The sequence below is a fragment of the Natrinema sp. CRL1 genome, assembly GCF_059162405.1.
Window position 1 is genome coordinate 1,027,122 of the sequence record NZ_JBLVOY010000001.1, and the last position, 13,162, is coordinate 1,040,283.

The window sequence follows — 13,162 nt, forward strand, 5'->3', positions numbered from 1 at the left end:
CGCACAATTTATAGTAATGGTATGGTAACGTTGGTTCCATATGAGTAGCACCGCCGACACGGATGACGTGATCGAGGTCAGTAGCGACGGGATAGCCGTCCGAAAGACGTTCGAAGCGGACGAGTTCCCCGTCCCAGTGATCCGGTTCCAGATCGAATCGGACCGCGACGAGCCGGTCACATTTCAGCTTTCGGAGGAGATTCCCGAATCGTTCCCGATGGATAAGGTCGGGTTCCATCCGGACTATCACAGCGACGACTGGACGGCGTTTCAGGACAACCACGTCGAATTTACCGCAACGCTCGAGGCCGGCGACCGACTCGAGACGGTCTACGGCATCCAGATCGACGACGAGAGCCGGGCCGCGGCGTTTCTCACCGAGCCGACGATCCTCGAACGCAACGCCGACGACGACGGCGGCGCGGCAGACGCCGACGAGGTCGACGACGAGGTCATCGGCAACATCGTCTCCGAGGACCGGAATCAGGCGGTCAAAGACATGATCGCCGGCGAATCGAACACCGTCCCCGGACTCGAGGACGACGAGGACGACGGAGCCGATGCCGATTCGACGGCGGAGACAGGCGGTGCCACAGCGACCGACGAGGAACCCGACGACGAGCCGGCCGACGAATCGGACGGACTCGATCTCGATCTCGGCAACGTCGATCCCGATCCGGTCGATGTCGAGGCGGACGACGACGGCGATGCGGACGACGCGCCGGATATCGATCTCGGCTTCGAGGAAGAGGAGATTCCGGAGCCGGAAGACGACGAAGACGGCGACGCGGCCGAGTCCGACGGACTCGATCTCGATCTCGGAACCGAAACCGAGGAGTTCGATGACGCGGAGGACGCGTCCGATGACTCCGACGCCGGTGGCGAACCCGAAATCGAACTCGACCTCGAGGAGGCGGCCGCTGCCGCCGACGAGGACGAGGGCGAAGCCGACGAATCGACCGCAGAACCGGACACCGACGCCGATCTCGAGACGGACACGGCGGAGACGGACGACCTCGATATCGAGTCGACCGAGCCGGTCGCCGAAACCGAGACCGACGCCGACGAGACCGACGAGCCTGCACCCGACGAAACGGGCGGCGCGGCGGTAGACGAGGCGGACGAACCCGCCCTCGACGAAGACGAAGCTGTCGACGAGGAGGCCGTCCTCGACGACGAACCGGAACCGGAGGCAGAACCGGAACCGGAAGCGGCTGACGCCGAAACGGACGCCGAATCCGTAACTGCCGACGCCGAGTCCGAGCCGTCGGCCGAGGAAGACACGGCAGTCGTGGCCGACGACGCCGACGAATCGGCCGCGACAGCCGCTGTGGCACCGAACCCGGATCCCGACTTCGGCGGCTCGGTCGCCGCCCGACTCGCGACCGAAATCCGTGACGGAACGATCGACGACGCCGATCTCGAGACCATTCAGTCGGAACTCGACCTCGAGCCCGCGGGGCCGGAGATCGCTAAAGTCGAGCACCTCCAGAGTCGCGTTGAGGAGGTCGCGGCCTATACGGACGCCCTCGAGACGTTCCTCGAGGAGAACGGCACCGGCGCACAACTCATCGAGGAACTCCAGACCGATATCGGCGCTCTCGAGGACGATCTCGCGTCGATTGACGACCGACTCGAAGGGACCGAGACCACAGTCGCCGATATCGAAGGCGATGTCACCGATCTCACCGACTGGAACGGCGACCTCGAGGCCGATCTGCGTGCGGTCGGCGACGACGTCGACGTACTCGAATCGAACGTCGACAACCTTGCTGAGGACATCGAGTCGGTCGACGATAATGTCGAAACAGTTGCGGACGACCTCGACGATGTCGAGGATACCGTCGACACGGTCGAGAACGATCTCGAACGCGTCGGCGAAGACGTCGACTCCATCGAGGAAGCAGTCGAAACCGTCGGAGACGACCTCGAGACGGTCGAAGACGAACTCGAGGCCGTACGAGACGACGTGACCGATATTCAGGAGTGGCGTGACCAGCTCGGCTCGATGTTCTCGGACTGATTCGGTTCGCAACCCCTGACTGCACGGCTCGCGGCTCTTCCGGAAACACAACTCGTTTATCCGTCGCCGGTGGAGAACCGATCGATGGGCGAGACGATACCGATCGCTGTTCCACGCAAGGGGCGACCCCTCGAGTCGGTCCTCGACCGACTTGCGGATCGCCTCGATGTCCCCGAACTCGCGGACGACATCACGTCGACGCTTCGCCACGAAAAGGCACTCACGAAGGGGTCTATCGATCCCGACGAGGAGGGCGTCTACCATCGTCTCGCCGACTATAGCTCCGTTGACGACCCGACCGATCCCGAATACACGCTGTTGCGCGACGACCGCGCCGGGAAACCCCGCCGGATCGTTTTCGACAGCGTCACTATTCCGCTGACGAATATCGAGGGGGTACCCGACGACGCAACGATTCAACTCGTCGGCCGCGAGGAGCCGTTTCGCTCCCTGCGGACCCACGAGTTCGCGCTCGGGTTCGACAGCGCGGATCTGGTCCTCGAGGAGGTCGTCGAACTCCGGCCGGAGCCGCTCGACCGGATCGCCGACGTGAACGCCCGGATCAACCCCTCGGATACCGACGTGCAGGTCGTCACCGGCCTCGGTGATACGGTCTACCACACGCTGTTAGCGTCGCCCGAGGTTGCCCCGTCGTCCGGATCGCTCGACCGGGACTTCCTCGAGACCTACGAGGGGCCGCTCTGTATCGAACCCAGATACGAACGGCTCGTCCAAGCGGTCCTCGGCACGCGGACCCTCGACGGCGTCGACTTTCGCTACCCCGATGAGGGCCGCGAGGAGGAGGCAGCCATCGCCGACGCGGGACTCGGCGTCTACCTGACCGTCACTGGCTCGACCGCACGCGAGCACGGTCTCTTGCTCGGCGAACAGCTCTTTCCGAGTGAGACCGTCTTACTCGAGAACACGGCCGAAACCACCGAGACGGTCGGTCTCGTTCGATCCCTGTTGAATGGGGGCGACCTCGAGACGGAACTCGCCGTCGAACCGTAAACGGCGTTCTCGAGGCTCGTCGATTCAGACTGCTGGCACCGATTTGTGGAGACACGTCACCACCGTTCGGTCGTGTGGCCGCAGTCTCATCCCGCGACGGTAGTGTTGGAGACCGTTTTACTCTCTGGCGAACAGCTCTGATATCGATGGCAACGCCGTTGCAGCGGCGTTTCCGTTCGCTGTGTTCGACAACCGATCGCGTTCGGTGTTCGTAGCGAAATTGATATAGCGATATAAAATTTATTTGGACGATATCGAGCGTGAGGGATATAGAGGATTATAGTATATTTCTGATATAGCGTGCAGCACACAGCCGAATCGCCGGTCTAAAGCCCTGCTGGCAGCCGGGTCGTCGGGACAGCGAATCACGCAGTCGCTGTCCCTACTCGGTGATAGCGTAGATGTGCTCGAGGTAAGTCTCACGAACGCGGTCGCCCCAGTTGTGGGTGTAGGTATCGATCACGTCGCCGGCGACATCGCCCCGGAGGTACTGGACGATCCCCCGATCGCCGGTTCGATCCCGCAGATGCGTGGTGAAGAAGTGCCGGAAGTAGTGAGGCGTGACGTTCTCCTGGGTTCCGCCGCCGGTTCGATACCAGCCGTGCTCTCGAGCGTGTTTTTCGACGATATAGCGAACATCCGACGGCGTGAGCCGCTCGCCCCACGAGTCTCTGGTATCGAGAAAGAGCGGCCGGGCCGGCGAAACTGCATCGGGACGGATCGCCAGCCACTCGAGCAGCGCCTGCCGTAGTTCGGCATCGACGGGGACGACCGTATCGCGCTTTCGCTTGTTCGAGGCCGTCCGTTCCTCGCCGTTAACGGTCGTTCCGCGGGCCGGCTCGGCCGAAACGAACAGCGACGACGGCCGGCGCTCGAGGCCGACACGCGGCGACCACTTACAGTCGAGTTCCGCCTGCACGGACTCGAGGTGGAGATCCCGCAAATCGAGGTTACACAGTTCACCGACGCGCATCCCCGTCTTCAGGAGAGTGATAACAACGGCCCGCTCGAGGGGGTGATCGATCGACTCGAGGAACGACCGCATTTCGCCGACGGAGAGATCCCGTCTCGTCGGGTTGGTGTCGATCGATTCGGACATCTCCTCCATGACGAGCGCCATCGGATTGTCGTCGAAGACGCCGACGCGAGTCATATAGTCGTAGAATCGGTTGAGATAGGACGCATAGCTCGCGATCGTGCTCGATTCGAACTCGCCGCGCAGCGAGTGAATCCAGGCCATACACTCCCGTCGCTCGGCCGCGCCGACCGCGTCCGCGTCGAAACGCTCCCGGACGAAGCCCTCGAACTGCCGAAGCACCCGTTCGTAGGCCTCGAGCGTGCGGTCGCTCTTGCCGTGATAGCGCTGGTCGTCGAGGAAGTACTCGATGGGGTCGGCCACGTCCCCCGGCGCGTCGGTCCCGGGTTCAGTCGCCATCGCCACCACCATCGATCGTCGTGTACCCACCATGGCGACCGCTGTAGCGAATCCGGTTTTCCGATTGGAGCTCCTCGAGGGTCTCGTCCAATCGCGACTCGATATCGTCCGATACCGCCTCGAGGAGTTCCTCCCACGAATACGTGTCAGACGAGAGTGAATTGAGGACCTGTGCTTCGAGGGCGTTACCCCCAGGGTCTGGGCCGGTAGAATCGGGTTCCGCTGAGCCGGATTCGAACCCCTTTCGCCCCGCTTGAACCATCGTTCGAACGAACTCGCTCTGGCTCATATCGAGATCGTCGGCGTGAGATTGCCACTCCACTTTCTGGTAGGCCGGCACGTACGTTTTGACAGATTTCCGAGTAGTGTCCGCCGAATCGCTCATACGCCACCCATCAAACGCGATGATCTTCAATCTACCCATTATTCGAGCTAAGTGAATTTATCTCAGTATACCGCACCCCTAAGGCAGCAAATGTAGCCCTATGAATTCAGATATTCTATTAATGAGGTGATATATTCTCACATATAAGATTAGACTATGTAGTGATATAGTTCGATATAACCAATCAGTGGGTCGTATTGAGGAATCGAGTTAGAGCCCCGAATTCGGCTACGACGTTTGACCGTTCACTGGTAATCAACGCAGTCGATTCACTCGCTGAGCGGCGTAACCGGTCCGACTCGAGTCCGAAATGCTCCGGTATTCAGACTGAAATGGAGATGAGTAGAGAGCGAATAGGCCAGTGGCCATGTGGGGGTCTTGAGTCTTCGACTCGGCGGACTCCGCGAACTGGCCACGTACACAGCCCACTGACTGATTAACTCGGATTAAATCGAACTGCAGTGAGAGATTGACTCGCTGGAGTCAGCGTCGAGCAAAGTGCCGTCAAGCCTTCGAACAGTGGTGAGGAGGACTCGAGGTGCGCCAGTGCTGGACGATGTCGTCGAGAGCGGATCAGGTACCACACTCGTCTGCTCGAACGGACTCACTTCCGAGTGGGTCGATTGGTCCGATCGTGAGCTGTCGTCATCGCATTGGTCCCGGGACCGACGGTTCGCTCGTGAACCAATCCAGGACCACCTGTCCTGCTCGAGTGTGTCGCTGCGTGCTCGAACCGGTCTGCTGGTCCCGTTTATCAGCCGAGACGTAACTGTCACCGGCCGAGTGGCGGACACGTCCTCCTTATACTGGAGGCCCCCGTTAGCCAGAGCCTCGAGTCGAGTGCAGAACACTTTGAACTGCGTCTGCAACGAATCTCTCGGGTGAGAAACTGTCGTTTGGTCCCCGAAGGGCGTCGAGTGTTTCGATCCGCTCAAAACGCCGCTGTGGCGCTTTTCGTTGTATCGGACGACAACACCGATAGTGTACGTTCTCTTCGTCGAGGCTATAGAGCCACTGAAACGATTTACACACTGACCTCGACGTAGTCATGCGGTCAGGTGTGCAATGACTTTTAGTGGCTACTATAGTTGCAAGCTCTATCTGTCGATCCAACGGAATGAGGTCGTGTATCCACGGAAAGTTTTCCTTTCTTTAACACGACCCACACTGTTCACATTCAAACTCGTATACCTTATAGCGCTATACAGAGTGAATGGGTGTCGCCGATGACGAGGCAGACCGAGTCGCCCGCGATTCAGTGGTCGTCGGTTTCGTCGGCAGACGACTCCTCGTCCGTTGATTCGGTCGCGTCGCGGAACCACTGTCCGACCGTCCGCTCGCGCTGGCGCGCCCGGAGACGGTCCTGTAGCCGTTCCTCGATAGTGGCTTGGATCTCGAGTCCGCGATCCGCGTCTACGTCGTAGGCGGTTGCGGCCCGCCCGAGGAGCGTCGCGGAGCTGGCGGTATCGGCCGTCACGTTGGCGAGTCGGCGTCGGCGCTGGAAGATCGTCGCCTGGTGGATGACGGCCTGTACCCGGTAGTAGGGGACGACTTTGGTCGTCCGCCGCCAGAAGCCCGTGCGGGTGAGAACGTACCGATCACCGATGCGGTAGCCCCGATTCGACCATTTCAGGTGAGCGGCGATCGGCACGAGGACGGCGAGGAGGGCGAGGGCGTACCACTGCCGGACGACTGCCGTATACCGAGCCACCGCGTACGCGCCGCCGACGATAGCGGCAACGACGAGCGAATACCGGACTGCGTACCGCTCGCGGGCCCGTCGCGGCGGGGCCTCGAGGTCGATCGGACCGAACGGTTCGATCGCCCGCGCGAGTTCGGCCACGCGGCCGGCGTCGGCGAGCGGAATCGCGGACTCCGTCCCGCGGGAGTCGGACTGGCCGGGCGCGTAGCCGGCCGTCTCGACGCTCAGCGCGGCGTAGCCGAACCACCGGAACGGGATCGACTCCGAGATGGTGAGCGTCTGGACCTTCTCGAGGGGTATCGTCCCGCTGTAGCGCTGGAGGAGCCCGCGTTCGTAGTAGAGTTCGTCGCCGACGCGGGTGAGCCGGAAGCCGTAGTACCGCGTGAAGGTAAGCGCCGCGCTGATGACCCACGCGGCGAGCAAGAAGAGACCGAGCCCCCACGCGAGCGCGAGCAATCCCGATTCCGGTCCCGGAAGCCCCGCGATGCGGTCGGTCGGGAGCAACGTCGCGGGGTCGAAGCCACTGGCAAACGAGAGCGCGATGCCGCCCAGCAGACTCGCACCCGGATCGATGGTGAACACACTCAGAATCGCGAGTTCGTGCGGCCGGATCTCGAACAGGAGTGTCTCGTCGTCGGCCTCCCGTTTGCTTTCGGTAGCCCGCACTCCCGTTTCGTCGGTACTCGAGTCGGTCGCGTCGCTCGTTCCGGCGCTCGCGCCGCGTCGAAGCCGTCGTCTGAGTCGGTGGGCTTCCTCCTCGGCGACATATTGCAGGCTGACCTCGGTCTGGCCACCGCCCGCGGTTTCGATGTGGACGGCGGCGATGCCGAGAATCCGGCCAACTACGTTTTGCCTGATATCGACGTTCTGGACTCGTCCTAGGGGAAGCTCTCGATCCCTGCGGGCGATCACCCCGGAGGTGACGTCGAAGGTATCCTCAGTGAGTTCGTACCGGAACCGTCGGTAGTACGCGAACTCGTAGACGATCCCCGTGACGATGCCGATCGCGACGAGCGCGCCGACCGACACCAGATCGGTCCCGTTCCCGCCCGGCGAGACCACGATCCCGACGACGAAGAACAGGAAGCCGGTGTTGAGGCTCCGCGAGAGCGAGCGGACGGCGACCGACGCCGGGTGGAGCGACCTCATACGGCGTCTTCACCCGCGCTCTCGATCGCGAGTCGTCGGAGCGATTCCTGGACCTCCTCGGCGCGGGCCGGTGTCAGCCCGGGGATCGCGACATCCGAACTCCGGGAGCCGGCCGTATAGACCACGACGGTCGCGAGACCGGTGGCTCGCTCGAGCGGCGAGCGCCGGGAGTCGACGTGCTGGACGCGGACGTAGGGAGCGACCGTCTTGACGCGCGTGAACACGCCGCGTTCGATGTAGAGGTCGTCGTCCCGAAGGTCGAACCGCCAGACGCCGTAGCGTCGCCACGCCACAAGGACGCGTACGACGGCGAGGACGACGGCGATTGCGACGGCGGCGGGCACGAGCACCGAAGGCGCGGCGTCCCAGAAATCGGTTCGAGTGAGGCCGATCGCCGCGCCCACGAGAAAGCCGCCGAGAATCGCGGCTCGAACGGTCGCGAGGGCGATCCAGACGACCCGCACTCGCGGGGTGAGCCGTTCCATACGTACCCTGTGGGAACGACCCGATTAAAGGATAGGAAAGCGGCGGCCGTTCTCACGACCTGATAGCGGGTCGGCCGGCGGTCCCGTTCGAAGCGGGGCATGGCTGACACGGCGTCTACCGTCGCCGGGGAGACTCCTCGTCGGGTAGCAATCGCTGATATGCGATCCCGAGTGAGAGTCCCGTATCGCCGGTGATCCGTAAGTATTTGTCCATTGTCAACATACAAACTACGATGGGCAACGATCACGTCACCCTCGATTTGTTCGCCCTCCGAACGGCGGCCGATGACGTTCCGGTCGACGATGTGATCCGCCTTCTCGGGACGGCTCACGCCCGAAACGCGATCATCTATCTCCACGATCACTCGACGGCAACGGTCGACGAACTCGCCGACGTGCTCGCGGCCGCGGCCGCGAGTAGCGACGAGACGATCGCGATGCCGTCGGACCGCGACCGGATCCAGCTCCGACTGTATCACGTGCTCCTCCCGCAACTCGCCGAGTTGGAGTTCATCACCTTCGACAGCGAGACGAACACCGTGACCGAGACATCGATTCCGGAACCGGTCACTGCCGCCGTGGGGATCGACGACTAACATGCAATCGCTCCGAAACGCCTTCGATACCGTCGATAAACGACGAAAAACGCTCGAGATACACACCGACGAGGAGTCCGTCATAGCGGAGTTCCGACGCCAGTTCGACACGCGCAACGTCGACGTGACCCACCGGCCGCTGGGTTCGATCGATGGGACGGGGTTCGTGATCATCCGAGATCGGGACGGCGAATTTCGGGGTGCACTGGGGATCGACCAGTTCGAGGCGATCCTCTCGCCCGAGATCCATCCGCCGTGGGAACTCGCCGAAACGGACCTCGACAGCGAGGACCTGTTTAGCTTCCTCGAGAACACGCTGTTCTCGTCGTACGATCGCCGGCAGATGGAGGCCACCTCTCGAGAGATCGAAGAGCGGGCGTGGCGCGTCGGGAAGGGGCGGTTGTACGCCGGTTTTCAGCGACCGGCTGCGCTCCGGGCACAGACCGACGTGTATGAACGGTTCGGTAAACGCGACTCGATCGCTGTGACAGTGTTTCTCGACGGGAAGTACGAAAACGGACTCACCAGCGACGTAACCGTCGTGACGGACGGCGATGGCGAACTCGACGCGTTCTGGTTCGTGATCTTTGATGGTGGCGGGACCGAATGGAACCACTGTGCGGTGATCGCCGAAGAGCGCGATCCGGGCCAGTACTACGGCTTTTGGACGTACGATCCGGTGATTGTCGAGGAACTAATCGTATATCTCGAGACGACGTACGGCGGCTCCTGACCCGCTTGTTGCTTTTTCCGGAGTCGGCTTCGGATTCGATAGCCCTGTCCCATTTCATCCGAACACGAAAGAAGACGTAGAAATGCGCCGCGAAAATTACTGCGTCGCCGTTCGAACGTCTCCGACGCGATAGAGATCCTCCTGTAGGCCGTCTCCCTCGCAGTCCTCGTTCGGACATTCGTAGTGCCAGCCGTCTTGGGTCGCCGTTCCTTCCTGAAATCGCTCCCCGCATACCTGACAGAGGAGTTGTCCGTTTTTGCACGTATCTCGGTGTAATTCGAGGGCGAGTTCGGTCTGGAACGACTGGTTGCAGTTGCGACAGGTGTGCATATTTCGTCTGACGCGAGCATCCGTCAAAACTGCTTGGGTTCTTTTATTACATCGAATTATGCCTTGATTCGGCTCCACTGTGCCGATTTGATCGATCCGGTCCGGGAAAAAAGAACGACAGAATTGGCGGTTTACTCGCCCTCGAGTATTCCGTTTGCTGTCAGATCACACGGATCATGCCATGTGAGAACAACTATCTCGAGATTGTATCAAAACACCGAGTTATTGTCAAAAATACGGCGAAGAACGACGGCCCTCGAGGACCGAATCGGTCGAACAGTGTGCGTTGACATCCTCCCCGCCCTGAAGGGCGGGGCTTTCTCCTTGCATCTCCGTAACCGATGTGCGAGACGATGCGGACAGGAGACGGGAAACCGAGTAGCAGACGACCGAAAACGGGCCCCGGATCAGTCGTCCTGGCCGAGAATGCCGCGCTCGGCCATCTTCCGGGGGTCGAGCACCTCGTCGGCCTCCTCCTCGTCGAGGTAGCCCTTCTCGAGGACGACCTCGCGGACGGTCTTGTCCTCCTTGAGCGCGGTCTTGGCGACCTCGCTTGCCTTGTCGTAGCCGATGTGGACGTTCAGCGAGGTGGCCATCGCCATCGACTGCTCGACGCGCTCTTCGCAGTATTCTTCGTTGGCCTCGAGTTTCCGGACGAACCGCTCGCCGAAGACCTGGCTCGCGTTCGAGATCAGTTCGGCCGACTCGAGGAAGTTGTGGGCGAGGACGGGTTTGTAGAGGTTCAGATCGATCTGGCCCTCCGCAGCGCCGGCGGAGACGGCGGCGTCGTTGCCGACGACCTGCTTGTGGACCTGGTTGACGGCCTCGGCGACGACCGGATTGATCTTGCCGGGCATGATCGAGGACCCGGGCTGGTTCTCGGGCTGTTCGATCTCACCGAGCCCGTTTCGCGGGCCCGAGGCGAGCAGTCGAAGGTCGTTGGCGATCTTGTTCAGCGAGCCGGCGACAGTCCGGAGCGCGCCGTGGGCCTCGCTCATCGCATCGTGGGCGGCCTGGGCCTCGAAGTGGTTGTCGGCCTCGCGGAACTGGACGCCGGTCTCTTTCGTGATGTACTCCGCGGCGCGGCCGGGGAACTCCTCGTGGGTGTTGAGCCCGGTCCCGGTCGCGGTGCCGCCGAGTGCGAGTTCGCCAAGGTGGTCACGCACCTGGTCGACCCGTGCGAGACCCTTCTCGACCTGGGTGCGGTACCCGCTGAACTCCTGGCCCAGCGTGACCGGCGTCGCGTCCTGCAGGTGCGTGCGGCCGGTCTTGATCACGTCGTCGAACTCCGCTTCTTTCTCCTCGAGGGCTTCGCGGAGGGTGTCGAGTGCCGGGATGACGTCTTTCTCGACGGCCTCGAGCGAGGCGACGTGCATCGCGGTCGGGATGACATCGTTGCTCGACTGGCCGTAGTTGACGTGGTCGTTGGGGTGGACGACGCGGTCGCCGATTTCGCTGCCCATGACCTCGGCGGCGCGGTTGGCGATGACCTCGTTTGCGTTCATGTTCGAGGACGTGCCCGACCCGGTCTGGAAGATATCGACCGGGAACTGGTCGTCGTGTTCGCCGGCGATGACCTCGTCGGCGGCCTCGATGATCGCTTCGGCGACGTCGTCGTCGACCAGACCGAGGTCGCGGTTGGCCTGTGCGGCGGCCTTCTTGACCACGCCGAGTCCGCGGATGAACCGCCGGCTGAACGTGATCCCCGAGATGGGGAAGTTCTGGATCGCGCGCTGGGTCTGTGCGCCCCAGTATGCCTCCGCGGGCACCTGCATCTCGCCGAGACTGTCGCGTTCGACTCTGTAATCCTCGCTCATGTGCGGTGCGTTGACCGCCGGGTGCGTAAAATCCACCGGTCTGATTCCGGCATTCGACATCGGACTCGGCATCCCGGCCACCACGTACGTCCTGCCGGTTCGGTGAGCAAACGAGCTATATCTGGCTGCTCAAGCCATTCACTCAGAACATAATTAATTTTGGAAACTATTAAGTAGGTACCATACAAACAATCATGTGTGATTCGCAGTGATTAATGGTAACAAGGTGCCACGGAGAACGGTGCTAAAAGGGGCAGGTGCAGCGGGACTCGCCGGTCTCGCCGGTTGTACGGGCGGCGGCGGAAGCGATACGGTTGAGGTCCTTCACGGCTGGACCGGCGGCGACGGGAAAGAGGCCGCAGACGCGCTCTTCTCGGCGTTCGAGGAAGCGCATTCGGACGTCGACTTCAACGAGAACCCGATCGGCGGCGGCGGCAACGAAAACCTCGACCAGACGGTCGCCAACCGCCTTCAGGGCGGTAATCCGCCGAGTTCGTTCGCCGGCTGGCCGGGTGCGAACTTGGAGCAGTACGGAGACGCCGTCGGCGACATCGAGTCGGAGGTCTGGGACGAGGCCGGTCTGAAAGAGGCCCACGTCCAGGAAGCGGTCGACCTCTGCCAGCACAACGACGGCTTCTCGGCGGTCCCGCTCGGTTCCCACCGACTGAACGACCTCTTCTACAACGTCAGCGTCCTCGAGGACGCCGGCGTCGATCCGGAGTCGATCGACAGCGCCGACGCGCTGATCGACGCGCTCGCCGCCGTCGAATCGGAGACCGACGCGACGCCGTTTGCGTTCTCGCTCGCGCCGTGGTGTATCCTCCAGACGTGGGCCCAGACGATGCTCGGCGAGCACGGCTACGAGGCCTACATGAACTTCATCAACGGCGAGGGCGACGAAGCCGCCGTCCGCGACACGTTCGAGAAACTCGAGGAACTCCTCGGCTACATCAACAACGACGCGGCCTCCGTCGAGTTCACGGAGGTCAATCAGGACATCATGAGCGGCGACGCCGCGTTCATCCACCAGGGGAACTGGGCCGCCGGCGCGTACATCGCGGAGGAACTCGAGTACGGCACGGAATGGGACGCGATCCGGTACCCCGGGACGGAGGACTACTACACCCTCCACATCGACTCGTTCATCTACCCGAGCGACAATCCGACGCCCGAGGATACCGCGACGTGGTTGCAGTTCGTCGGGTCCGAGGAGGCACAGGTCGCGTTCAACCAGTACAAGGGATCGATCCCGACGCTGACGGACGTGTCTACCGACGAGTTCAACGAGTATCTCACGGACACGATCGACGATTTCAACAACGTCTCGGAGAAGCCGCCGACACTGGCACACGGACTCGCCGTGGACACGAACACGCAGTCCGACCTCGAGGAGGTCCTCAACAACAACTTCGCGGACCCCTACGACGTCGACGGTGCGACGAGCGGCTTCATGGACAGCGTATAACTCGCCCAACAAACATGAAACGTTTTTTATT

Annotated in this window: 11 protein-coding genes; 5 read left to right on the plus strand and 6 right to left on the minus strand. The window is 62.1% G+C overall.

The features are described from left to right. Positions 1-40: 40 nt before the first annotated feature. Positions 41-2,023, plus strand: a complete 1,983-nt coding sequence (locus ACJYUO_RS05350; protein ID WP_494344350.1) for a midas domain-containing protein — start codon at positions 41-43, stop codon at positions 2,021-2,023. A gap of 84 nt (positions 2,024-2,107) precedes the next feature. After that, positions 2,108-3,034, plus strand: coding sequence for a phosphoribosyltransferase HisG-related protein (locus tag ACJYUO_RS05355; protein WP_494344351.1), 927 nt, complete (start codon positions 2,108-2,110; stop codon positions 3,032-3,034). Between the two features lie 382 nt (positions 3,035-3,416). Here the strand turns inward: ACJYUO_RS05355 and ACJYUO_RS05360 are convergent, their stop codons facing one another. The 4 genes from ACJYUO_RS05360 to ACJYUO_RS05375 all read right to left on the minus strand — a co-directional run bounded on the left by ACJYUO_RS05360 (position 3,417) and on the right by ACJYUO_RS05375 (position 8,190). Next, positions 3,417-4,469, minus strand: coding sequence for a tyrosine-type recombinase/integrase (locus tag ACJYUO_RS05360; RefSeq protein WP_494344352.1), 1,053 nt, complete (start codon positions 4,467-4,469; stop codon positions 3,417-3,419). After that, a complete protein-coding gene (locus tag ACJYUO_RS05365; RefSeq protein WP_494344353.1) occupies positions 4,459-4,854 on the minus strand; it encodes a DUF5805 domain-containing protein in 396 nt (131 codons plus the stop codon). The genes ACJYUO_RS05360 and ACJYUO_RS05365 overlap by 11 nt, the downstream gene beginning before the upstream one ends. A 1,255-nt stretch (positions 4,855-6,109) precedes the next feature. Beyond that, on the minus strand, positions 6,110-7,705 hold the full coding sequence (locus ACJYUO_RS05370) for a PH domain-containing protein (RefSeq protein ID WP_494344354.1): 1,596 nt from the start codon (positions 7,703-7,705) through the stop codon (positions 6,110-6,112). After that, positions 7,702-8,190: a PH domain-containing protein gene (locus tag ACJYUO_RS05375; protein ID WP_494344355.1), complete on the minus strand. Its 489-nt coding sequence runs from the start codon at positions 8,188-8,190 to the stop codon at positions 7,702-7,704. The genes ACJYUO_RS05370 and ACJYUO_RS05375 overlap by 4 nt, the downstream gene beginning before the upstream one ends. A gap of 233 nt (positions 8,191-8,423) precedes the next feature. On the opposite strand from ACJYUO_RS05375, the gene ACJYUO_RS05380 reads away from it, so the two are divergent. Together ACJYUO_RS05380 and ACJYUO_RS05385 are read left to right on the plus strand one after the other, a co-directional pair. After that, positions 8,424-8,786: a DUF7344 domain-containing protein gene (locus ACJYUO_RS05380; RefSeq protein WP_494344356.1), complete on the plus strand. Its 363-nt coding sequence runs from the start codon at positions 8,424-8,426 to the stop codon at positions 8,784-8,786. Position 8,787: 1 nt separating this feature from the next. Beyond that, entirely contained in the window at positions 8,788-9,519 is a 732-nt protein-coding gene (locus tag ACJYUO_RS05385) for a DICT sensory domain-containing protein (RefSeq protein ID WP_494344357.1), read from the plus strand. A gap of 96 nt (positions 9,520-9,615) precedes the next feature. Here the strand turns inward: ACJYUO_RS05385 and ACJYUO_RS05390 are convergent, their stop codons facing one another. Further along, on the minus strand, positions 9,616-9,849 hold the full coding sequence (locus ACJYUO_RS05390) for an HVO_2901 family zinc finger protein (RefSeq protein WP_494344358.1): 234 nt from the start codon (positions 9,847-9,849) through the stop codon (positions 9,616-9,618). A gap of 407 nt (positions 9,850-10,256) precedes the next feature. After that, complete coding sequence (locus tag ACJYUO_RS05395) at positions 10,257-11,666, minus strand: class II fumarate hydratase (RefSeq protein ID WP_494344359.1); 1,410 nt, start codon at positions 11,664-11,666, stop codon at positions 10,257-10,259. A gap of 241 nt (positions 11,667-11,907) precedes the next feature. Here ACJYUO_RS05395 and ACJYUO_RS05400 point away from each other — a divergent pair, with 241 nt between their 5' ends. Further along, positions 11,908-13,131, plus strand: coding sequence for an ABC transporter substrate-binding protein (locus ACJYUO_RS05400; RefSeq protein WP_494344436.1), 1,224 nt, complete (start codon positions 11,908-11,910; stop codon positions 13,129-13,131). Positions 13,132-13,162 lie beyond the last annotated feature (31 nt).